Below are 22,011 nucleotides of genomic sequence, written 5' to 3' on the forward strand. Positions count from 1 at the left end.
CCTCTCTTCAGCCCTGTTCGCGGCACAGGGCAAGCCAGGCCTCGGCGGTGCGGGAGAGGTAGCGATCCCCTGGCCAGATCACCCCGAGCCGCCAGCTCAGCGCCGGGGCCAGAGGGCGCAACACCAGCCCATCCGGCGTCAGCCGCCGGCAGATGGGCTCCGGCAGGAAAGCGACCCCCATGCCGCTTCGCACCATGGCGGTGAGGAAGTCCCACTGGCTGCTGCGGGCCGCCACCTGAGGCACGAACCCGGCTTGCTCGCAGGCCTGCTCCAGCCGCTCGCTCAGGGTGAAGGCCTGGGTATAGAGCAGGAAGGGTTCGTCCCGCAGAGCCTCCAGCCGGATCTCGCCCCCCTCGCGCCAGCGGGGCAGGTCCGGCAGCACCACCCGGATGGGGTAACTGTCCAGATCCAGGGCGCAGAGGGCCCCCTCTTCCCTGGTCGGCAGCATGGTGATGGCGAGATCCAGCTCCCCCGCCAGCACCGCCTGCTCGATGCGCCGCCCGCCATATTCGACGATGGAGAGCTCCACACCGGGGTAGCGGCTGCGATAGGTACGGATGAGATCCGCATAGACATGACCCACCATGGGCGGGATGCCGAGGGCAAGACGCCCGGATTGCAGGCTCTGCAGATCCGCCAGCTCCGCCTCCAGCTGCTGCATCTCCGCCAGGATGGTCTGGGCCCGATTGAACAGCACCTGGCCGCTGTCGGTCAGGGTGAAGCGGCGGCCGACCCGGCTCAGCAGGGGCTGGCCCAGCTCCTCTTCCATGTTGCGGATCATTTTGCTGATGGTGGGCTGGGTGACGAACAGCTTCTCGGAGGCGCGGGTGAAGCTCTGCTCCCGCACCAGCTCGACGAAGTAACGCAGGGCTCGAATATCCATGGTGCTCTCTTGACGGGGATGGCTGGCTAAATCATGCCTCTTTGGCATGATTTTGATAATTTAAATTCATTTTTTGCAGGTTTGGTCCCTCTCTATACTGTGAGCAGGTTCACAGAAAGACGCTTGCCATGAAAACCCTCTGCCTTCGCTGGTTGCAAACCCCCTTCCAAATCGCCCTGCTGGCGGCCATCTGGTTGCTGGCCGACATCGCAGTGCGCACCTTGCACCTGCCCCTGCCCGCCAACCTCACCGGCATGTTGCTGCTGCTGGTCTGCATCCTGCTCGGGGTGGTCAAGGCCCAGTGGTTCAGTGCCGGGGCCCGCTGGCTGCTGGCGGAGATGCTGCTCTTCTTCGTCCCTGCCGTAGTGGCCGTGGTCAACTATCAGGAGCTGCTGCTGCAGGAGGGGTGGCGCATCATGGTGGTCCTGATCGTCAGCACCGTGCTGGTGCTCGGCACCACGGCCCTGGTGGTGGACAGGGTCTATCGCCTCGAGCTGAAGCTGGCCCGCCGGAGTCGCCGCCATGTCTGACACCCTGCTCGGCCTGCTCTGCTTCGCCCTGACCCTGCTCTTCTACTACGCCAGCAAGTGGCTCTATGGCAAAAAGCGCATCCTGCCCCTGATGCCGCTGCTGCTGGCCCCCACCCTGCTGGTGGCCGTGGTGATGCTGTTCCACATTCCCTACCGGGACTACATGGCCGAATCCCACTGGCTGCTCTGGCTGCTGGGCCCTGCCACCGTCGCCTTCGCGGTGCCCGTCTACGAGAATCGCCAGCTGATGCGCCGCCACTGGCTTTCCCTCTCGGTCGGGGTCGTGGCGTCCGTGGTGATGGCGGTGGGCAGCACAGTGCTGCTGGCCCGCTGGCTCAACCTCTCCGAGCTGTTGCAACGCAGCATGGCCATGAGATCCATCACCACCCCCTTCGCGGTGGAGGCGACCCGTTCCGTGGGTGGCAACGCCGATCTCACCGCCCTGTTCGTGGTGCTGACCGGCGTCATCGGCATGGCGGTGGGAGAAAGCGTGCTCACCGTGCTCGCCATCCGCAGCCGCCTCGGCAAAGGCGCGGGCTTTGGTGCCTCGGCCCACGGGGCCGGGACAGCCAGGGCCTATCAGATGGGCAACGAGGAGGGGGTGGTCTCCAGCATGGTAATGATGATAGCCGGCATGGCCACCGTGCTGCTCGCCCCCCTTCTGGGCAGGCTGTTCTGGTAACTCCGCCACCCGATAACAGAAGAGGCGCCCTGGGGCGCCTCTTCTCATTGCATCGTGTCACGCAGCCTCAGAGGCTGGCGCAGATCTGCCAGAGATCGTACTGGATGGCGGCGGCAGTCACTTCCCGGCCCGCTCCCGGCCCCTGGATCACCAGGGGGTTGGTGCGATAGCTGTCGCTCTCGATGGCGAACACGTTGTCGCAGGGCAAGAGGTTGGCAAACGGGTGATGGGGCTCCAGCGCCTCCAGCCCGACGCGGGCCTTGCCGTCGTGCTCGAAGCGGGCGACATAACGCAGCACCTTACCGACCCGGCGCGCCCCCTCGAAGGCGGTCTGGATAGGGTCATCCAGCTCCTTGAGCCTGTCCATGAACTGATCCGCAGTCACCTTGCGCAGGGCCACCGGCACCAGGTTCTCCAGCTCGATGTCGGCGGAGTCGAGCTCGAAGCCCGCCTCCCGCGCCAGGATGAGCAGCTTGCGGCGCACATCCTGACCGGAGAGATCCTCCCGGGGATCCGGCTCGGTCAGGCCGTGTTGCCACGCCTCATCCACCAGTTCGGAGAAGGGGCGAGTACCGTCATACTGCTGGAACAGCCAGGAGAGGGTGCCGGAGAAGATGCCGGAGACCCCCTGGATGCGGTCACCGCTCTGGCGCAGCATCTGGATGCTGGACTGGATGGGCAGCCCGGCCCCCACGGTGGCGTTGTAGCGCCATTGCACCTGATGGTCGCGGCAGGTCTGCTTGATGCGCTGGTAAAACTCGCTGTCGGCGGCACCGGCAAACTTGTTGGCGGCGATGATGTGGATGCCGAGCTGGGCAAAGTCCGGGTAGTAGCGGCTCACCGTCTCGCTGGCGGTCATGTCGAGCGCGATCAGGGAGTCAAAACTGTGCTGCTCCAGCTGGGAGAGCAGCTCCGGCCAGATGAGCGGCTTGGGATTGAAGTTGTCCTGTACCTTGAGGGGATCCAGCCCCTCTTCGTCCAGCAGCCCGCCCTTGGAGTCGAAGACCCCGTAGAGAGTGAGCGCCAGATTGAGCTCATGCTCGAGGCGCGCCTTCTCGCGGGCGTAGAGCCCCAGCCAGTGACCGCCGATATTGCCCTTGCCGAACACCACCAGCCCGACCCGGGTCGGGCGGCTGAACAGGGCACTGTGCAGAGCGATGAGCAGCGGCTCCAGCACGATCTGGCGCAGCACGGCCACCAGGCTCAGGCCGTCTTTGGCCACCTGCACGAACTCCAGAGGCTGATCCGCCAGCAGCTGGTAGAAACGGTGGCACTGCTCGGCATTGTCGGTGACGCCGGCCCCCACCAGGGCGACCAGGCTGAACCCCTCCTTCTGGATGAGGCCGGTAAAGTTGCCCTGCAACTGGAAGTCACGGAGCACCTCGAAGGCCCCTTGTGCCACCTCCAGGGTGTAGGCCAAACGCAGCACCCGCCGATCCGGCTGGCGCTGCAGGGTGAGCGGATGGAGGCGATGGCGGGCCAGATGGGCCTCGATGACCGCCACTGTCTGCTCAAAGTCAGTCTGCGGCAGCACCTTGAGCTCGATGAGGGCTATCTGATCCACCGAGGAGACGATGCGGGCACCGCCGGAGCGGGGCGCACGGCGCAGGATGTGGGTGCAGCCTTCGTCCGGATTGTAGCTGCAGCGCAGGGTGAGGCGCTGACGGCTGTCGGCCACTGGCTGCAGGGTACGCGAATGCAGCACCGAGGAGCCCAGGCGCGCCAGCTCGTTGGCCTCGGCCAGGCTCAGGCGCTCAAGCAGACGCGCCTCTTTCACCCGGCGCGGGTCGGCACTGTAGACCCCGGCCACGTCGCTCCAGATGGTGGTGGACTCGCCGTCCGCCAGCGCCGCCAGGAGGCTGGCACTGTAGTCGGAGCCGTTGCGTCCCAGCAGCAGGGAACGCCCCTCCATGTCGGCGGCAATGAAGCCGGTCACCACGATGCGACCGGCGTGCTCGGCCAGGCGGGCCTTGAGCAGCTCGCTGGAGAGGGCGGTATCCACCTTGATGAGGGCGCCGTCTTCTGCGCGCAGGAAGCTGCGAGCATCGAGCCAGGCGGCCGCCTCACCCCGGCTGGTGAGCAGGGCAGCCAGCAGGCGGGCGGACCACACCTCGCCAAAGGCGAGCAGGCCGTTGCGCTCGAAGCGGTCAAACTGCCCCTCCAGGGTCTTGGCGATCAACTGCATGTCGTCCGTCAGTTGCTGGCTCAGATCGAGGTGAAGCTCCCCTTCCAGCAGGCCGTCGATCAGGCTCTGCTGATAGGCGTGCAGGGCGGTGATGGCTTCGCCTGCGGCCTCATCCCCCGCTTCCGCCAGCTCCACCAGCTGGATCAGCCGGTTGGTGGTCTTGCCTGCGGCGGAGACCACCACCAGCTCGTTGCCCCCCACCTGTTGCTCGACGATGCTGGCGACCCGGCGATAACAGACCGGATCCGCCAGGCTGCTGCCGCCGAACTTGTGTACATGGCGCCGCTTGAAGACTGCCTCTGTTGCCACCACACACTCTCCTTGTTGTTGTTCCATTACTTCACCTGCTCTGCCTGTTGTGCCAACTGCGCCTGTTCAAACCCCTGAGCCAGATCGGCCACCAGATCCTCACCGTGTTCGATCCCCACCGACAGGCGCAGCAACTGGGCACTGATACCCGCCGCCTGCTGGGCCGCAGGGGTCATGGCCCTGTGGGTCATGCTGGCCGGATGGGCCACCAGACTCTCCACCCCGCCGAGGGACTCCGCCACCGAGAAGAGGCGCAGCCCCGCGAGGAAGGCACGCAGCCCCGTCTCGTTGCAATCGAGCTCAAAACTTAGCATGGCGCCAAAGCCGGACTGTTGACGGCGCGCAATGTCGTGGCCCGGATGGCTCGGCAGGCTGGGGTGATAGATCCGCTTGACCAACGGCTGCTGCTGCAAGAAGGCGAGGATGCGATCCGTGTTCTCCTGATGGGTGCGCAGGCGCGGGGCCAGGGTGCGCAGGCCCCGCAGGGTGAGGTAGGAGTCAAAGGCACCGGAGGTGAGCCCCAGGCAGTTGGCCCACCACACCAGGGAGTCGGCCAGAGCCTGATCCTTGGCGATCGCCACACCCCCGACCACGTCGGAGTGGCCGTTGATGTACTTGGTGGTGGAGTGGACCACCACGTCGGCACCAAGGGCCAGGGGCTGTTGCAGCAAGGGGGTGAGGAAGGTGTTGTCCACCACCACCTGGGCCCCCACCTCGTGGGAGGCCTCGGCGATGGCGGCGATGTCCACCACCCGCAGCAGCGGATTGGAGGGGGTCTCCACCCACACCAGTGCGGGTTTCTGGGCCAGCGCGGCGGCCAGCGCCCCCTCGTCTCCCTGATCCACGAACTGCACCTGGTAGTGGCCCTTGGCCGCCAGATACTCGAACAGGCGCCAGGTACCGCCGTAGCAGTCGTGGGGGGCGATCAGCAGATCCCCCGCCTTGAGCAGAGCCGTGGTCACCAGGTGAACGGCCCCCATGCCGGTGCCGGTCACCACGGCGCCGGCCCCCCCTTCCAGGGCCGCCAGGGCATCCGCCAGATTGGTGCGGGTCGGGTTGCCGGAGCGGGCATAGTCGTATTGACGGGGCTCGCCAAAGTCGGCAAAGGTGTAGTTGCTGGAGAGGTAGATGGGGGGCACCACGGCACCGTGCTGCGTATCTGTCTCAATCCCGGTGCGTACCGCCAGGGTGGCCTTGTGGGTCATGTCACTCTCCTTGATGGGTTGCCGGAGCCGGTCCGCCTCGTGGGTCGTCCAGCCCCGCTCTCATTTTCGCTGGCCGGACTGCCGGCCCATGGTGCACCACACTACGCCACCTTAAAAAAGCCGTCAACACTTCTAGACGTCTAAATGGCTTTGCTGTTGGATTGCCATTGAATTCCTTAAGGGTTAAAATCCGCGCTCACGGCCAAACGACTACAGGTGGAACATGGGTACAGAGTGGAACGGCGACTACGTCAGCCCCTATGCAGAGCACGGCAAGAAGAGCGAACAGGTCAAGAAGATAACCGTCTCGATCCCGCTCAAGGTGCTGAAGGTGTTGACCGATGAGCGCACCCGTCGCCAGGTGAACAACCTGCGTCATGCGACCAACAGCGAGCTGCTCTGCGAAGCCTTCCTGCACGCCTTCACCGGCCAGCCGCTGCCCTGTGACGACGACCTGCGCAAGGATCACCCGGACAGCGTCCCCGCCGAGGCCCGCGCCATCATGGAAGCCCTTGGCAAAGAGATCGAAGACTTCGACGCCGAGTAATGCGGCTGCCCATGGCAAACGATGCATCCCTTTCAATGACGCGGCCCGGTGCCGCGTCATGCTTATCTGCCGCCTCCCCCTTCAGCCTGCGTCACTACCAGAGCGACATGCAGAGCCACAGTCATGACCACGCCCAGCTGGTGATCCCCCTCGTCGGCCCCCTCGAGATCGAGGTGCAGGGCCGGGGATGTCGCCTCGCCCCCGGTTTTGCCTGCATCATCGCCCCTGGCCTTCGCCACGACTACGCCGCCGACCCGGCGCACGTGTTTCTGGTGCAGGAGAGCCACTGGCTGCCGGCAGCCCTGGGGGACCACCCCTTCGTCGAGCTGGATGAGGCTCAGCGCCACTACCTCGCCTTCCTGCACCGCATGGTGGCCGAGGGGCGCCATGTGGCCGGCATGGATCAGGTGTGGCTCGGGCTGCTGACCGAGGGACGCGGCATGGGCCCCGCCGTCGCTCCCCGCATAGCCCCTCGTATCGCCAAGGTGCAGCGTCATATGGAAGCCCACCTCGCAGACCCCCTCACCAACGAGGAACTCGCCGCCATCGCCTGCCTCGGCCTGAGCCAGTTCAAACACGCCTTTCGCCAGCAGGTGGGCACGAGCGTCTCCCACTACCTCAGGATGCGGCGTATGGCACTGGCCCGCACCCTGCTCGCCCGCACCCGGCTGCCCGTCGGTGAAGTGGCCAGCCGCTGCGGCTACCAGAACCAGGGAGCCTTTGCCGAGCGTTTCCTGGCCGAGACCGGACTGACCCCTTCCCTCTGGCGCCGGCAAAACGGCTGCCTGCCGTAATCGGTCGGCTCTTTGCCGAAGACAATCCCCGGGCATTCGAGGCATGCTGAGGCTCATGCAAGGTATGAGCAACGAGGAGCCAAGATGCAGACCATAAGCTGGCAGGATTTCGAGATGGTGGAGCTCAGGGTGGGCACCCTGGTGCGGGTCGAGCCCTTCCCCGAGGCGCGCCGCCCCGCCTACAAGGTGTGGGCGGATTTCGGCCCCGAGCTCGGGGTGCGCAAGAGCAGCGCCCAGATCACCGACCTCTATCGACCGGAGGATCTGGTGGGCCGCCAGATCGTCGCTGTGGTGAACTTTCCCCCCAAGCAGATAGGCCCCATCCAGTCGGAGTTTCTGCTGACCGGCTTCTATCGCCCGGATGGCGCCGTGGTGATCGCCATCCCCGAGCAGGCGGTGGAGAATGGCGCCAAGCTGGGGTGAGACGACGGCAAGGCAACCAGAGAGCAGAAGCAAGAGAGGCGACCCCCGGGGGTCGCCTCTCTTGCTTGATGCTGACGGCCCGGCTTATTTCAGCAGGCTGAACAGCAGGGCCGAGACCGCCAGGGCACCGGTCAGCAGGATGAAGCCGTTGACCCAACGGTGACGGAAGCGGGCCAGCGCCTCCACCTTGTAGATGGCCACCACCGGCATGATGAAGAGGATCATGGCGATGACAGGGCCGGAGAGGGTCTCCATCAACCCCAGAATGCCCGGGTTGATGATGGCGGCGCCCCAGATGGCGAAGAACATCAGGACGATGCCGAGCTTGTCCGCCTTCGCCAGCGGCAGGCCGGTGGGCTTGGCGATCAGGCTTTTCAGGCTCTCGCGGGCACCGAGGAAGTGGCCGAGGAAGGAGGAGCTGATGGCGATGAAGGCGATGAGCGGCCCCAGGGTCACGATCACCGGGTTGTCGGTGATGTTGGCGAGATAGGAGAGCACGGAGACGTTCTGGGCCTTGGCCTCAGCCAACTGAGCCGGGGAGAGGCTCAGCACGCAGGAGAAGACGAAGAAGAGCACGAAGCCCACCAGCATGACAGTGGTGTTGCGCAGGATCAGGCCGCTCTTGGTTTCGGCCTGCTCCCCGTACTCCCGGCGCTGCACGTTGGCAAAGCCCGAGATGGCGGCGGCGTGGCTGAAGGCGAACACGGTGACCGGCAGCGCCAGCCAGACGGTGTTGAGGAAGATCGTGCCTTCAAAGGCGGTCACTTCCGGCCACTGCCACTGGGGAATGAGATAGCAGGAGAGGGCCAGCAGGATCGCCGCCAGCGGGTAGACCATGACGGCGAAGGCCCGCAGCATCGCCTTCTCGCCGGCCAGCATCACGGCGATCATGGCGAACACCAGCACGCCGGAGAGCATCACCCGATCCGGGGAGGCCAGGCCGAGCTGATTGACCATGAAGCTCTCCACCGTGTTGGTCAGCCCGACGCCGTAGATGAGCAGGATCGGGAAGATGGAGAGGAAATAGAGCGCCGAGATGAGGCGCCCGGCCATCTTGCCGAAGTGCTCCTCGGCCACCTCGGTGAAGTCGGCCTGGGGGCGCGACGACGAGAGCACGAAACGCGCCAGCCCGCGGTGGGCCAGGAAGGTCATGGGACCGGCCAGCACGGCGACGATGATGAGGGGCCAGATCCCCCCCAGACCCAGGTTGATGGGCAGGAACAGAATGCCGGCGCCGACGGCGGTGCCGAACAGGCTGATGACCCAGTGGGTGTCGTGGCGACGCCAGCCGGTGCTGGCCATGGTGGAGGGGGAACCGGACAGCTCCCGCGAGACGTCTGCAGATAAACTCATCGATAAATCACTTTTACGTAGTATTAAAATCTAAAAACATTGTGCTCCTTTAGCATTTAATTCTCAAAAATGGAGGTTGGCAGATCTCACTGGCAAAGCCCTGTTCCACCAGTGAGATTGGGAGGAAATTTCACCCCGGATTATTCAATTAATCCTGACATTAACCAAAAGCTAGGAATATAAAACCAAAATTAAAACCCACGCCGATTCTTTGTTTCGATGAAATGCATGTTTTCAGAATTAACTGAAATTTATGCCAGCACAGCCAGATTGGATGTGATGATCCACTGCCGTTCTCGCCATCACTAGCGAATCTCCCTGAAATCCCCGTAACCAACCAGTTGATCACACCAATGCAATCAGGCGACCCTGTGGTCGCCTGATTGCATTCCCTGCGAGCTGGTCGACCCGTCAGTGGGCCAGAATGCGACCCCAGGCGAGATCCGGGTCCCCCATCACGATGAAGTCCGGGTTCTCCAGCGACTCGGTCTCGTTGTAGCTCAGCGGTTGCAGCGCCAGGCTGAGGATGCGCCCCCCTGCCGCCTCCACGATGCACTGGGCGGCAGCGGTATCCCACTCCCCGGTGGGGCCCAGGCGCACGTAGCAATCCGCCACGCCTTCCGCCACCAGGCAGGACTTGAGGGAGCTGGAGCCGAGCGGGATCAGCTCGTAGTGGATGGCCGGGTTGAGGCGACGGGTCAGGTTCTCCAGTTTCTGGCGGCGGCTGATGGCCACCACCAGGGAGTCAGGCTGATCGTGTTCATGATGGATGGCGCTGATGGGACGACTCTCGCCGTTCGCCTCCTTGAAGGCACCGTGACCGCGCACCGCCCAGTAGAGCAGATCGGATTCGGGGGCATAGATGACCCCGAGCACCGGGACATTGTCCCGCACCAGGGCGATCAGGGTGGCGAAATCGCCGCTGCCTGCGATGAACTCGCCAGTGCCGTCCAGCGGGTCCACCAGCCAGTACTGGCGCCAGTTCGCACGCTGGCTGAAGGGGATGTCGGCCGCCTCTTCGGTCAGCACGGGGACATGGGGAGTGAGCGCTGCCAGCGCCTGTTTGAGGTAGGCATCGGCAGCAAGATCGGCACTGGTGACCGGGGTCGCATCCTCCTTCAACTGGCGTTCGAACTGACCGCCGCGATAGATCTCGTGAAGGATCCTGCCCGCCTCACGGGCGATCTCCTTGACCTCGGGTATCCAGGCCAACAACTCCTGCATGGTGCTTACCTCTGCCTCTGATTGCCAAACAGACCCTCTGCGGGCTAATTTCCCTACTCCGCCAGCCATTTGCTGGCCAGCAGCAGGGCACTGATGCTGCGAGACTCGGTGAAGTCCGGTCGCGCCAGCAACTCGTCGATCCGGTTGATGGGCCAGGGGATCACCTCGAGAGGCTCGGGCTCGTCACCGACCCGCTGCTCGGGGTAGAGATCCCGCGCCAGCAAGATGTCCATCCGGCTGGAGAAATACCCCGGCGCCAGCGACACCTGCTTGAGCAGGGTCAGGCTGCTCGCACCGAAGCCCGCCTCCTCCATCAGCTCCCGGTTGCCCGCCTCGAAGGCATTTTCACCGGGGTCTATCAATCCCTTGGGGAAACCCAGCTCGTAGGAGTGGGTGCCCGCCGCGTATTCACGCACCAGCAGCAGGGTGTGGGCATCGAACAGGGGCACCACCATGACGGCACCCCGGTTGCCGCCGCGCATCCGCTCGTAGACCCGCTCCTCGCCGTTGGAGAATTTCAGGTGAAGGGACTCCACCTTGAACAGCCGGCTCTCGGCCACGATCTCGGCCTTGAGGATCTCCGGCTTGCTCTTGTCATGGGCCATGGTCTCGACACTGAGGTGGACGGGATTGCGCTTGTGGGGATCGCTCATCGGGGGCTGACTGCTCGTTAAAAAATCGTGTTTCAAGAGTAAACGACTCCCCTGCCGAACACCACGGGGCAAAGAGGGGAAAGATGTCTGAAAAATCCGTTATAATGCGCCCCGTTTTTCCCATCACCACAGACATCGCGAGGCCCCATGCCGACTCCCCTGCCCTGGCACCAGATTGATACCGTGTTGCTCGACATGGATGGCACGCTGATCGATCTCCATTTTGACAGCCATCTGTGGCAAACCCTGGTGCCGGCGCGCTACGCCGAGCGACTCGGCCTGCCGCTGGCCGAGGCGAAGGTGCAGATAGACACCCACTATCATGCGGTCAACGGCACGCTCGACTGGTACTGCGTGGATTACTGGACCCGGACGCTCGGGCTCGACATCCGCGCCCTCAAACAGGAGATCCTGGAGAAGATCCAGTGGCGCCCCAACGTCATTCCCTTCCTGGCCGCACTCAAGGCCGCCGGCAAGCAGGTGGTGCTCTTCACCAATGCCCATCCCGCCAGCCTGTCGGTGAAGGATGCACGCCTCGGCCTCGCCCAGCACCTCGATCTGATGGTGAGCACCCATGAACTCGGGTGGTCGAAGGAGAGCCAGCACTGCTGGCAGGCACTGGCCGAGCGGCTGGCCTTCGACCCGGCCCGCACCCTCTTCGTGGATGACAGCGAGCGGATCCTGGCCGCCTCGGCCGAGTTCGGCATCGCTCACCAGCTCGGCATCCGTCACCCCGACAGCCAGATGCCGCCGCTCACCTTCCAGCACTTCCCGGCGCTCGACGACTACGCCGACCTGCTCCCTCTCGGCGCCTGACACGCACAAGGCCCTCTTCACGAGGGCCTTGTCACATAAGCTCAACAGCCTGCCGAACGCATCCCGTTCATGAAAGCCCTCAGGCCGCATCGCGCGGGGCCAGCACCCCCATGCCGGCCAGGTAGTCGAGGGCGCTTGGGGTGAAGCCGACCTCCGTGAGGTGCGCCGCCGTGAAAGGGGCCGCATGCAGAGGCAGGCCGCGGCTCACCCGTTCCATCCAGTCCGGATTGCCAAGGGCCGCCGTGCCCACCGCCACCAGATCGGCGCCGCCGGCCAGAGCCCGCTCCGCCGAAACTGCGTCGCTAATCTTGCCCGCCACCATGAGCGGCACCCGCCCGGCCAACCCGACCCTTACCGCCTCCAGCAGGGCGCCGCCGTCGGGATCCCCCGCCACCGCCTTGAAGCTGTCCCCCATGGAGAAGTGCAGGTAGTCGATCCCCTCGTCAGCCAGCAGGCGCGCCACCGCCAGCTGATGGGCCAGTTCGATGCCCTGGATATGGGCATAGCTCTCGGGGGAGAGACGCACCCCGACCAGGAAGCCCCGGGGTAGACGGGCGCGAATGCCGCGCACTATCTCCACCAGGATCCGCGCCCGGTTCGCGAGGCTGCCACCCCAGCGGTCGGTGCGCCGGTTGTGCAGGGGGTTAAGGAAGTTGCAGAGCAGGAAGTGGTGGGCTGCGTGCAGCTCGACCCCGTGCAGGCCGGCGCCATGGGCCCGCTCCGCAGCGCTCACAAAGGCGTCAATGAGCGTCAGAATCTCCGCCTCGCTCAGCCCCTTGACCCCGAGGGGGTAACGCCCGCCCGGCGCCAGCGCGCACGGGCCGACCGGCACCCCGTCGTTCAGCTCGGGCAGAGCCCGCATCCCGCCGTGATGCAGTTGCACCACCGCCATCGCCCCGGCCTGCCGCGCACTGTCGGCCAGGGCCGTGAAGGCCTGCTGCTGGGCGTCCGTCATCAGGGCAGGCTGCCCCGCCCAGCAGCGTCCGCCGGGCCGCACCTGGGTGGCGGCGGCGATGAGCAGGCCGAAGCCGCCACGGGCGCAGCGCGCCAGCCAGTCGAGCTCGGCCTGGCCGGGATCACCGCCTGCGCCGCTCATGTTGTGGGTCAAAGGGGCCAGCACGGCCCGGTTCTTGAGCCGCAATCCGGCTCGCTCGAAGTGGAAGCTGTCGCCCAGTGTCTTGTTCATCGTCCTCTCCCGGGATCGCAATGGCATGGCGGCCACTATAAACCCGGGCTATGAGGATATAATCAGGCGCACAAGCAATACATTCATTCCCAGCAAGACACAATAGGCCACCCCTCATGAGTCATCACAAGCTCGACACCCTCTACCTGATGCGCCTGCTGGTCGCCATCGTCCGCTGTGGATCCTTCGCCGCGGCGGCGGCCCAGCTCGGCATCACCCCGAGCAAGGCGTCAAAAGATCTGCGCCACCTGGAGCAGAGCCTCGGCAGCGTGCTCCTGAGTCGCACCACCCGCCGGGTGCAACTGACCGATGCAGGAGAGCTCGCTTACCGCCAGGCCGACCAGATGATCGCCCTGCACGAGCAGTTGCTGGACGGCCTGCAGCGCCGCCGCTCGGCACTGTGCGGGGAGCTGCGCATCACGGCGCCGGATCTGTGGGGCGAGGTGGTGCTGACTCCGGTGCTGCTGCGCTTTCGCGCCGATCACCCGGAGGTGCGGATCATCGCCGACTTCAGCAATACCCCGGCCGACCTGCTGCGCGACAACCTGCACGTGGCGTTTCGCAGCACCGAGCTCGGCACCCAGCCCTACCTGGCGCGCCCCATCGCGGTGGACGATCTGGTGCTCTGCGCCAGCGCCGACTACCTCGACCGCCACCCGCCCCTCAGCACACCGCAGGATCTGCACCAGCACAGCCTCATCACCCGCAGCCAGGAGTACGGCCGCCACGAGCGCTGGCCCCTGCTTGCCCAGGGGCGCGAGATCCCTCTCGAGGTAGCGGGCGAACTGGCCTTCAGCAGCAAGAAGGCGATTCACCAAGGGATGCGCCAGGGACTGGGGATAGCCCGCCTGCCGCGCTACCTGGTGGCGGCCGAGCTGGCCGAGGGGGTGGTGCGCGAAGTGCTGCCGGACTATCGCCCCAAGGGGGCCCATTTCTACGCCCTCTATACCCAGCGCCGGGCCGAGTCGGCCCTGGTCGGCCACTTCCTCGACTACGTCATCGAGGCGCTCACCCCTTCATGAGCGGATCACCAGGTGGTACTGCTTCTTGCCCCGGCGCAGCAGCAGGTAGCGGTCGAACAGCCGATCGTCGGCGGTGAGCGGCTCATCCTGGCGGATCGCACCGTTGACGCTGACGGCTCCCGCCGCCAGCAGCTCGCGGGCGATCCGCTTCGAGTTGGCCAGGCCGCACTCCACCAGCAGGGTCACCAGATCCGTTTCCCCCTTGATCGGGCTGCTTGGCATGCCATCTTGCGCCAGCTGGGCCAGATCGCTCTCCCCAAGGCGCCCTACCTCGCCACTGAACAACAATTCGCTGATGCGCTGCGCCGCCGCCAGCGCCCCCTTGCCGTGTACCAGTTCGGTCAGCTCGTCCGCCAGCACCTGCTGGGCCAGCTTGCGCCCCTGCCGCTTCGCATCCTCCGCTTCCAGCGTCTCAATCTCGGCCAGCGGCATAAAGCTGTAGTAGCGCAGGAAGCGGTAGACATCCTCGTCTGCGGTGCCGAGCCAGAACTGGTAGAAGGCGTAAGGGGAGGTGAGCGCCGGGTCGAGCCAGACGGCGCCCCCCTCGGTCTTGCCGAACTTGGTGCCATCGGCCTTGGTGATGAGCGGCAGCGTCATGCCATAGACCTGGGCCTGATGCAGCCGCCGTGTGAGATCCATGCCGCTGGTGATGTTGCCCCACTGGTCGTTGCCGCCGATCTGCAGGGTGCAGCCGAGGCGCTGGTTGAGCACGGCGAAGTCCTGGGATTGCAGCAGGGCGTAGGAGAACTCGGTGAACGAGATCCCCTGATCCGGGCGGGCCAGGCGCTGGCGCACCGATTCGCGGGCCAGCATGGCGTTGACCGAGAAGTGCTTGCCGATGTCCCGCAGAAAATCGAGGGCGGACATCTGCCCCATCCAGTCGGCGTTGTTGACCAGCAGCGGCGCCGCCAGCCCATCGCTCGCCGTCAGCAGGGCGCTTATCTGGGCCGACAGGCTGGCGACCCAGCCCTGCACCGTTTCGGCGCTGTTGAGGGTACGCTCGCTTGCCTTGAAGCTGGGATCGCCGATAAGGCCGGTGGCCCCGCCCACCAGGGCCACCGGGGTGTGGCCCGCCAGCTGGAAGCGGCGCAGCATCAGCAGTGGCACCAGGTGGCCGATGTGCAGGCTGCCAGCGGTGGGATCGAACCCGCAGTAGACGGTGCGCGGGGTGGCAAGATGGTCGGCCAGCGCCACCGGGTCGGAATTCTGGGCCACCAGGCCGCGCTGGGTCAGCTCATCGAGCAGGTGAGGATTTGTCATGGAGGGCTCCAACAGCAAGAGAAAGAGGGCCATCCTCGCCGTTTGCGGTGCTGGCAGATATGTCCCCCAGGGGACAGTTTTGCCACTCCCGTGCTAGCATCCTGCCATCGTGGGGAAACCATTCCCTGACCCGGAGCCCATCGCCATGCCCCCGTCTCCTGCCACGGATACCCTGAGCCTGACCGCCGCCGTCGATGCCCTGCACGGCAGCGGCTTCCCAGCAGCCCTGGTGCGCCTCATCCAGCAACAGGTGGCGTTCGACTGTGCCCTGCTGCTCGGGGTGGGGCTGCGCCCCGTCTACCTCTACGACAACCTGCATCATCAGCGGGCCCTATTATTCGACCGCTACCTCACACGCCACTTCAGTCAGGATCCCTTCATGCAGGCGCTGGAGCAGGGGCTGGGTGCCGGGGTCTGGACCCTGGCGCAGGTGTCGCGGGGGCGGCTCGACCCCGAGTATCGCCACCACTTCTATCAGGCCACCGGCTGGCAGGAAGAGGTGGGGCTGATCCTGCCGGTGCGCGGCGGCCTCACCCTGATGCTGTTTCTGGGCCGCCTCGACAAGCGCCGCTCCCTCAGCCGTGACGAGCTGACCAGGCTGGAGGCACTGTTCCCGCTGGTCCACTCCCTGTGTCGCCAGCACTGGCGGGAAGAGACACCCCGCCTGGCCCGCAGCCCGGCCAGGTCAGATGGCACTGACCTCAAGGGAGCCGTGGAGCAGGCTATCGCCAGTGTGGGGGGAGATCAGCTGACCCGGCGGGAGCGCCAGGTGGCGGGTTTGCTGTTGCAGGGGCTGGATACCGAGGCCATTGCCGGTGCGCTCGGCATCGGCAGCGGCACGGTGAAGAATCACCGCAAGCATCTCTACGCCAAGTTGAACCTGCACTCCCGGGCCGAGCTGTTCAGCTTCTTCCTCAATCACCTCATCACGGCGCCAGCCGGCGCGCCCCCATAACGACACCACCCCGCCGGGGCGGGGTGGTTCAAACCATGGGCAACGCCGTCAGATGCGGCCCTGATAACGCAGCGGGAAGCGCCCCTGCCCATCGGGCTGGCCGAGGAAGGGGAGCCCCTGTTTCATCTGGTCCGGCAGCTCGGGACCCGGTTTCAGGGTGCCCTGGAACAGGTACTGGCGATTGGCCTGCAACTCCAGCTTGCCCAGCACCTGCACCGCCTCCGAGCCCTGCTTGATCTCGGCCACCAGCCGGGAGTCGAGACAGGTGAGCGTGATCTCGGGATCCCCCAGGGCCAGCTTGCCCGCCGGGGTGTCCGCCTGTGCGTCATACCAGTGAAGATCCCCGTAAAGGTTGTCGCACCAGGGATTGCCCTGGGCAAACTGGTCGATCTTGAGCTGCAACTGACCCGCCGCCGTCAACGGGAAAGGGGGTCTCATCGGCACCCGCTCCAGCACCCAGGGGGCCGGCGCATTCAGGGTGATGTCGCGCCCGAAAGCGGCACCGTTCCAACCCAGGATCCCCTGCCCGTTGAGTCCGCTGCGCTCGCCAAAGCGCACCGACACCTCGGGCGCCAGCCGCAGCAGGGACCAGCCATCGAGATCCCAGCGCAACTGGGTGAGGGACTCGCTGGCATATTGCACCCGGGCGGCCTGACCGCTCCAGAGGGTGCCGCTCACCCCCTCCAGCCGCACCAGATTGGGGGGCAGCGGCAGATGGCGCACCACCAGGGATGCAGGCAACTGGGCCAGCAGGAAACCGAGATAGGCCAGCAGGAAGAGACTGGCGATCACTATTTTTCGCTTCATTGGGAACGACTCAACTGCAAACGTCTGACCTTGACCAGCCCGGGGGCCAGCCCCTCGCGGGCCAGCTCGATGATCTGCACCTGGACGCCGTATTGATCCGAGAGGGTCGCAAGCCAGATCAGCAGATCATCGAACGGCACTGTGTCTATCCATACCTGCAGCTCCTGACCCTGGGGCTGCAAGCGGGCAATCTTGATCTTCTGGTTGAAGGCGGTGCGGTTCACCACACCGTCCAGGGTACCGCCGGTATCGATCTGGCGCCCCTGTCCCCCCTGCATCGCCAGCACCTCCTGTCCCTTCTCCTTGAGCCAGGCCAGGGTCTGCTGCTGGTTCACCACCTGCCGCTCGCGCTCGGCTATGCGATTTGCCACCGGCTGCCAGATCGCCCAGTAGAAGAGCCCGATGAGCAGCACGCTGCCCCCCACCGCCACCAGCCGCTGCTCGCGGGCACTGATGCCGCGCCACCAGCTCTGCAGTTTGTCCATCATGACGACCTCCCCTTGAGCACCAGCGCCCCTTCGACCTTGCCTTCGGTGCTTCGCACCTCACCCTGCTGCACCTCGAAGCGCTTGCCCGCCAGCTCGCGGAAACGTTCGATCTCGGTGAAGCCGGGGGCCGTCACCTGCAACCTCAGCTCGCCCCGGGCTGCATCGAAGCGCAGCACCTCGGGCTTGAGGCCGGGCACCTCGGCAAACACCGGGGCCAGCTCGGTCAGGAGCAACAGGACGCCATCCTGGGGAGCCTGCCCCAACTGCTGGAGGTGCTGGGTCATCTGGCTGCGCACGTTGACGATGCGCGTCTCCCCCGGGAAGATCCGGGTGTAGACCTGCCGGATCTCAGCCTTGAGGGCCTTGTCCTGTTCCGCCAGCTGGTGCAGATGCACACCGCGCTGCACCAAGGCCACCAGCAACAATACGCCTGCCAGCACCGCCACCTTGCGCCACTGCAACCAGTAGCGGGCGTATTCGGTCTGGGGACGATAGGGCCCCTGCAACAGGTTGGCCTGGCAGGTCAGCGCCCCTTTCGCCAGCAACAGCATGGGCAGTTCCGGGTCAGCCCCCTGCCAGTTGCCCGCCGCCATGGCGGGGATGGGAGTATGGCAGTGAAGGGTGACGGGTTCGGTCTGCGCTGCCAGCAGCATGGCCAGCAGGGATTCCTCCGCCACTATGCCCTGACGGGGGCCCTGGCGGACCAGCCACTCCTCCCCCAGTTGCAGGGCTGACCAGCCATCGGCGGCGAGCGGCAGCGCCAGCACGTCGGGCAGCAGGTGCAGGGTCTTGAGCCCTGCCTGCTCCAGCCAACCGAGCCAGGAGTGCATCTTCCCCTTGTCCACCGCCATCAGATCCACCTCGCGGCCCTGATGGCCGAGCACCACCAGGTGCAGATCGTCCACGTCTGAGGCGATCTGCTCCTCCAGCAGATAAGGCAGGGCCGCCGCACTCTGGCGGCTGTATTTGCCCGGCAGATTGACCCGCCGGAAGATAAGATCGCTGCCGGGCACCAGGGTCACCACGGGGCGACCACCGGCACGCTCCTGCAGCTCGCCGAGGGCGTGCGCCGATGCCAGGATGCCGGAGGCGATGATCTCCTGCTCCTGCGCCGACCAGACCAGCCAGTGCACTGGCTGCTGCGCATTGGTCCCCAGACGGATGACCAGACTCTCGCTCACTAATGTCTCTCCTGCCATGCCCGCTCCTCCCTCAGGGGGGCGGGCGCACAGCCATGGGTTGCAGTCCAATCGGGGGATGCGCAGGGCAGCTGAACCGCCCCACGCCCCCTTGTTATTCGGCGCCGCCGCTCAGGCGACGCAGCATCACCAGCTTGTTGTCCTTGCCACGCTGGAAGACGGTCTCAAGCCTGGCGCGGGTCTCCCCTACCTCCGCCAGCAGGCGGGCCTCGAAGAAGCTGCTCTTGATGTCCAGGGCGCCATCCAGCCCGGTGATGGCACCCGGCTGAACCTGCAACTGTTCCGTCATCTCCTGCTTGTTCTTCCACCCCTTCTTGGGGCGGCTGGTCAGCACCCGCTTGGCATCGTCCAGCCCGATCTTCCCCTGGTAGAGCCCCACCAGCAGGGCCGCCTGCTCCGGCCGGATGGTGTTGATGTTCACCACCAGCTTGTCATTGGGCAGGGAGCACACATAGGGGGCCAACCGGGCGTACAGGCTGGCGCTCACCCCGCGCACCGCCCGCAATTCGTCGGTGCCCAGCATCCGCTGGTTAGCCACCAGGTAGGGGGGATTGAGTCCCTCGTAGTAGGCATCCTCGGCCCCGTTGCTCGAGACCAGCTGGGTATCCTTGTCGGTCCAGTCGCGGATGGCGTCCGTCAGTTGCACCGCTTCGTAATCATCCACCTCGAGCTGGGCGAGCAGGGCCCGGAACACCTTGAACTGGTAAGGCTGGGCATCGAGATCGTCGCCGTTCTCCCCCTCCTTGAGGGGCACGCTCAGGCTGTTGAGGTTGAAGCAGGATTGCAGATCCCGCACCCGGCCCGAGAGAGTGCCATCCTCCACCGGGAAGACCCCGTCCTCCCGCGCCCAGTTCTGTCCCAGACTCACCCGATCCGGGTCATCCTTGAAGTCCTGGTTCAGCACCTTGATCACCAGGGCCTCCGCCGACATGGCATACCACCAGGCCTGCTTGCCCAGGGTGAGGTTGGCGGTGCGGCGCAGTTCCAGTTGCAGGCGGCCGCTCATGTTGCTGGCGACGATCACCATCACCGCGAGGATGAGCAGCACCACCAGCAGGGCCATGCCCCCCTGGCGGCCCAGTGTAGTGCGGGATCGGCCCCGGCCGCGCTTAATTGCCATTGTCCGCTCGCTGGCCACCAGCACCGTTCAGGAACTGGCGACGTCGAATAGTGCCGTCATCCTCCGTGATAGACAGGGGAAAACGACGATCAGTTACCATTCTCTGCCCTCTGGCCACCAGCACCGATCAAGAACTGGCGGCGTCGAATAGTGCCGTCATCCTCCGTGATAGACAGGGGAAAACGACGATCAGTTACCATTCTCTGCCCTCTGACCACCGGCTCCGATCAGAAACTGGCGACGGATGGTGCCGTAGTCTTCAAGCTCCAGCTCCACCGCCAGCCCGTAGGGCAGCAGGTCGCGCTGGGTCCACTCCTCCTTCCACTGTCCCTTGTCGTAGAAATAGAGGCGCAGCGCCGTCACGCCGGTCAGCACGGGCTGAATGCGCGGCTCGGTGCCAATGGCCGGATCCGGATAGAGGTAGCTCAACCGCTCCAGGGTCTGCCCCTTGAGACGCCAACCCACTCGTTGCAGGCCGGAGCGCGGCAGTATGCCGTCCGGATTGAGCCAGCCGCCGCGACTGAAGGCCATGCCCCAGTCGTCGCTCTGCTGGCCGAAGCGGGACGCCGCCAGCAGCACCTTGTTGTTCTCGCCGTCGATGCGACCGCTGCGCGGCACCATCTGGGTGACATCCCGCTCCAGCAGGCTGAAGGCGAGCTGCAGTTCCGAGAGGCGGGCCTCCTTGCGCTTAGCCACCTCGTCGCTGGTCAGCACCCCTTGCAGCACCTGATAGGCCCCCAGGCTCAGGGTGGCGAAGATGGCGATGGCCACCAGCATCTCAAGCAGGGTAAAGCCGCGGTGGTGCGATGGGCGGGTGTTGCTCTGGATCATCGGCTGACACCGGCTCCGGATCATGGACGCACGTTGATGAATGTTCATCGGCTGAGATAGGTCCGGATCATGGCCACCGGGCTCTCGGCCTTGGGCGCGGTGCGCACTTCCATGTCCAGCGCCCTGAAGTTGCTGTCCGCCGTGGCGACGCCGCGATAGCGCCAGTACCAGGTCTGCCCGGCCATCTCCTCGTCCCCTTCCACCCAGCTGTCTCCCGGCCACTTGCCTTCGAGCTTCTGCTGCACCAGCTGATTCTCCACCACCCAGGTCGCCAGGGTCTTCTGCTCCAGATAATTGAGGCCGGCCAGGTGTTCGCTCGCGGTCTTCATCACCGCCAGCCCGGCGATGGCAAACACCGCCAGGGCCACCATCACCTCCAGCAGCGTCATGCCGCGCCCCCGGGCGGGGCCGCCCGACAGAGCGGTGCGACGCGCTAGAACGCCCCCTGCGGGCCTGGCGCTCCTCACTCTTCTTCCTCTTCATCCTGCAACAGGGAGAGACGACCGAACTCGTCCCCCCTGACGGTGCGCAGGTAGTGCAGATCCTCGTCCTGCTGGCTCAGGGTCAGCACGAAGGGAGAGAGCTCTCCCCCCGGAAAGACCAGGATCTGGGGTGTCCGCTCGCGCTCGTCCCGACCCTGCTCCTGGCGTTCGTCCGACGCAGTACGCCAGTTGAAACCTTCCAGCTCCACCGCCAGGGTCATCCCCTCCGGCAACGTCACCGGCCCCAGCAACTTGTCACCGGTCAGGGCGCGCCACTTGCGATCCTTGGGATCCCGGGACATAAACTGCCAGCCGTTCTCCTCGACCCGCAGCCCCAGCAGCCTGCCATCCATGACCGAATACTCCTGGGCCTGCTGCAGGGTCGCCATGAAGCGGCGCGCCTGCTTGTCGAGCTCCCGATCCCCCCTGGCTCCCCCCATGCTGAGGGTGACGGCAGTGGCCACCAGTCCCATCAACATGGCGACCAGCAACACTTCCAGCAAGGTAAAACCGGCCTGGTGACGGGCCCAAGAGGCCACCTTCATTCAGGCAGCCCCGGGGTGGCGCAGTGAGCACGACGCGGCGGAATCACTTATTGGAAGTCCTTCAGGTTCCAGTTGCCGATGTCGTCATCGGTCCCAGCTTCGCCGTCCATCCCCATGGAGAAGATGTCGATCTTGCCGAACTGGCCCGGGCTCAGCAGCTGGTACTGGTTGCCCCAGGGATCCTGCGGCAGGCGCTTGATGTAGCCCCCTTCACGGTAGCTGCGCGGCTCAGGGGATGCGGTCGGCTTGTTGACCAGGGCGTCCAGCCCCTGCTCGGTGGTGGGGTAGCGGTTGTTGTCCAGCTTGTACATGTCGAGGGCGTTTTCCAGCGCCACTATGTCGGAGACCGCTTTTTGCTGATCCGCCTTCTCCTTGTTGCCCATCAGGTTGGGCACCACCAGGCTGGCCAGGATCCCCAGGATCACGATGACCACCATCACTTCCAGCAGGGTAAAACCCGATTGACGACGCTTTTGCATGACTGACTCCCTAACGAAATGAGATGGCATGAG

24 protein-coding genes are annotated in these 22,011 nt (G+C 65.3%); 8 read left to right on the forward strand and 16 right to left on the reverse strand.

What is annotated here, in order from left to right; translation table 11 throughout:
• Positions 1-7: 7 nt before the first annotated feature.
• Complete coding sequence (locus tag I6L36_RS09750) at positions 8-883, reverse strand: LysR family transcriptional regulator (protein ID WP_039040573.1); 876 nt, start codon at positions 881-883, stop codon at positions 8-10.
• A 128-nt stretch (positions 884-1,011) separates the two neighbouring features.
• Here I6L36_RS09750 and I6L36_RS09755 point away from each other — a divergent pair, with 128 nt between their 5' ends.
• Positions 1,012-1,413: a CidA/LrgA family protein gene (locus I6L36_RS09755; RefSeq protein ID WP_039040574.1), complete on the forward strand. Its 402-nt coding sequence runs from the start codon at positions 1,012-1,014 to the stop codon at positions 1,411-1,413.
• Complete coding sequence (locus I6L36_RS09760) at positions 1,406-2,095, forward strand: LrgB family protein (RefSeq protein WP_010675703.1); 690 nt, start codon at positions 1,406-1,408, stop codon at positions 2,093-2,095. The genes I6L36_RS09755 and I6L36_RS09760 overlap by 8 nt, the downstream gene beginning before the upstream one ends.
• A 67-nt stretch (positions 2,096-2,162) precedes the next feature.
• Here I6L36_RS09760 and I6L36_RS09765 read toward each other — a convergent pair whose 3' ends face one another.
• Complete coding sequence (locus I6L36_RS09765; RefSeq protein ID WP_109112762.1) at positions 2,163-4,616, reverse strand: bifunctional aspartate kinase/homoserine dehydrogenase II; 2,454 nt, start codon at positions 4,614-4,616, stop codon at positions 2,163-2,165.
• The gene (gene metB, locus I6L36_RS09770; RefSeq protein ID WP_109112761.1) at positions 4,616-5,794 is read right to left on the reverse strand and encodes a cystathionine gamma-synthase; all 1,179 of its coding nucleotides are present in this window, start codon (positions 5,792-5,794) and stop codon (positions 4,616-4,618) included. The genes I6L36_RS09765 and metB overlap by 1 nt, the downstream gene beginning before the upstream one ends.
• A 223-nt stretch (positions 5,795-6,017) precedes the next feature.
• Here metB and metJ point away from each other — a divergent pair, with 223 nt between their 5' ends.
• The 3 genes from metJ (at position 6,018) to I6L36_RS09785 (ending at position 7,558) form a co-directional block, all read left to right on the forward strand.
• Positions 6,018-6,341 carry a met regulon transcriptional regulator MetJ gene (gene metJ, locus I6L36_RS09775; RefSeq protein WP_005327165.1) on the forward strand — a complete coding sequence of 108 codons (324 nt, stop codon included), beginning with the start codon at positions 6,018-6,020 and terminating at the stop codon, positions 6,339-6,341.
• Between the two features lie 35 nt (positions 6,342-6,376).
• Positions 6,377-7,135 (forward strand): AraC family transcriptional regulator, encoded by a 759-nt coding sequence (locus I6L36_RS09780; protein ID WP_052815545.1) that lies wholly within the window; start codon positions 6,377-6,379, stop codon positions 7,133-7,135.
• An 84-nt stretch (positions 7,136-7,219) separates the two neighbouring features.
• A complete protein-coding gene (locus I6L36_RS09785) occupies positions 7,220-7,558 on the forward strand; it encodes a tRNA-binding protein (RefSeq protein ID WP_010675707.1) in 339 nt (112 codons plus the stop codon).
• 84 nt (positions 7,559-7,642) lie between these two features.
• Here the strand turns inward: I6L36_RS09785 and I6L36_RS09790 are convergent, their stop codons facing one another.
• The 3 genes from I6L36_RS09790 to nudE all read right to left on the reverse strand — a co-directional run bounded on the left by I6L36_RS09790 (position 7,643) and on the right by nudE (position 10,788).
• A complete protein-coding gene (locus I6L36_RS09790; protein ID WP_109112760.1) occupies positions 7,643-8,911 on the reverse strand; it encodes an aromatic amino acid transport family protein in 1,269 nt (422 codons plus the stop codon).
• A 411-nt stretch (positions 8,912-9,322) separates the two neighbouring features.
• Positions 9,323-10,135, reverse strand: a complete 813-nt coding sequence (gene cysQ / locus I6L36_RS09795; protein WP_010675709.1) for a 3'(2'),5'-bisphosphate nucleotidase CysQ — start codon at positions 10,133-10,135, stop codon at positions 9,323-9,325.
• A gap of 53 nt (positions 10,136-10,188) precedes the next feature.
• Positions 10,189-10,788, reverse strand: a complete 600-nt coding sequence (nudE, locus tag I6L36_RS09800; protein ID WP_162540606.1) for an ADP compounds hydrolase NudE — start codon at positions 10,786-10,788, stop codon at positions 10,189-10,191.
• Positions 10,789-10,935: 147 nt separating this feature from the next.
• Between nudE and yrfG the strand changes: the two genes are divergently transcribed.
• Entirely contained in the window at positions 10,936-11,604 is a 669-nt protein-coding gene (gene yrfG, locus I6L36_RS09805) for a GMP/IMP nucleotidase (protein ID WP_109112759.1), read from the forward strand.
• Positions 11,605-11,683: 79 nt separating this feature from the next.
• Here yrfG and I6L36_RS09810 read toward each other — a convergent pair whose 3' ends face one another.
• Positions 11,684-12,790, reverse strand: coding sequence for an NADH:flavin oxidoreductase (locus I6L36_RS09810; protein ID WP_216987118.1), 1,107 nt, complete (start codon positions 12,788-12,790; stop codon positions 11,684-11,686).
• A gap of 116 nt (positions 12,791-12,906) precedes the next feature.
• Between I6L36_RS09810 and I6L36_RS09815 the strand changes: the two genes are divergently transcribed.
• Entirely contained in the window at positions 12,907-13,812 is a 906-nt protein-coding gene (locus I6L36_RS09815; protein WP_042864913.1) for a LysR family transcriptional regulator, read from the forward strand.
• On the opposite strand, the gene tyrS is transcribed toward I6L36_RS09815, so the two are convergent.
• On the reverse strand, positions 13,807-15,072 hold the full coding sequence (gene tyrS / locus I6L36_RS09820; protein WP_109112595.1) for a tyrosine--tRNA ligase: 1,266 nt from the start codon (positions 15,070-15,072) through the stop codon (positions 13,807-13,809). The genes I6L36_RS09815 and tyrS overlap by 6 nt on opposite strands.
• A 145-nt stretch (positions 15,073-15,217) precedes the next feature.
• On the opposite strand from tyrS, the gene I6L36_RS09825 reads away from it, so the two are divergent.
• Complete coding sequence (locus tag I6L36_RS09825; protein WP_109112593.1) at positions 15,218-16,027, forward strand: helix-turn-helix transcriptional regulator; 810 nt, start codon at positions 15,218-15,220, stop codon at positions 16,025-16,027.
• Between the two features lie 48 nt (positions 16,028-16,075).
• Here the strand turns inward: I6L36_RS09825 and exeN are convergent, their stop codons facing one another.
• From exeN to exeG, 8 genes are all read right to left on the reverse strand, one after another.
• Positions 16,076-16,834: a GspN family type II secretion system protein ExeN gene (gene exeN / locus I6L36_RS09830; protein WP_109112592.1), complete on the reverse strand. Its 759-nt coding sequence runs from the start codon at positions 16,832-16,834 to the stop codon at positions 16,076-16,078.
• Entirely contained in the window at positions 16,831-17,322 is a 492-nt protein-coding gene (gene exeM, locus I6L36_RS09835; protein WP_010675717.1) for a GspM family type II secretion system protein ExeM, read from the reverse strand. Before exeM ends, exeN begins: the two co-directional genes overlap by 4 nt.
• Complete coding sequence (exeL, locus tag I6L36_RS09840) at positions 17,319-18,503, reverse strand: GspL family type II secretion system protein ExeL (protein ID WP_080767872.1); 1,185 nt, start codon at positions 18,501-18,503, stop codon at positions 17,319-17,321. The genes exeM and exeL overlap by 4 nt, the downstream gene beginning before the upstream one ends.
• Positions 18,504-18,615: 112 nt before the next feature.
• Positions 18,616-19,641 carry a GspK family T2SS minor pseudopilin variant ExeK gene (gene exeK, locus I6L36_RS09845; RefSeq protein ID WP_041213947.1) on the reverse strand — a complete coding sequence of 342 codons (1,026 nt, stop codon included), beginning with the start codon at positions 19,639-19,641 and terminating at the stop codon, positions 18,616-18,618.
• Positions 19,642-19,830: 189 nt separating this feature from the next.
• Positions 19,831-20,472 carry a GspJ family T2SS minor pseudopilin variant ExeJ gene (exeJ, locus tag I6L36_RS09850; protein WP_109112590.1) on the reverse strand — a complete coding sequence of 214 codons (642 nt, stop codon included), beginning with the start codon at positions 20,470-20,472 and terminating at the stop codon, positions 19,831-19,833.
• A 44-nt stretch (positions 20,473-20,516) separates the two neighbouring features.
• Positions 20,517-20,861 (reverse strand): GspI family T2SS minor pseudopilin variant ExeI, encoded by a 345-nt coding sequence (exeI, locus tag I6L36_RS09855; RefSeq protein ID WP_039040586.1) that lies wholly within the window; start codon positions 20,859-20,861, stop codon positions 20,517-20,519.
• 74 nt (positions 20,862-20,935) lie between these two features.
• Positions 20,936-21,499, reverse strand: coding sequence for a GspH family T2SS minor pseudopilin variant ExeH (exeH, locus tag I6L36_RS09860; RefSeq protein WP_039040587.1), 564 nt, complete (start codon positions 21,497-21,499; stop codon positions 20,936-20,938).
• Positions 21,500-21,546: 47 nt separating this feature from the next.
• Entirely contained in the window at positions 21,547-21,978 is a 432-nt protein-coding gene (gene exeG / locus I6L36_RS09865; RefSeq protein ID WP_010675723.1) for a GspG family T2SS major pseudopilin variant ExeG, read from the reverse strand.
• Between the last annotated feature and the right edge of the window lie 33 nt (positions 21,979-22,011).

Origin of the sequence: Aeromonas sp. FDAARGOS 1406, assembly GCF_019048565.1 — a bacterium.
Lineage (GTDB): Bacteria > Pseudomonadota > Gammaproteobacteria > Enterobacterales > Aeromonadaceae > Aeromonas > Aeromonas caviae.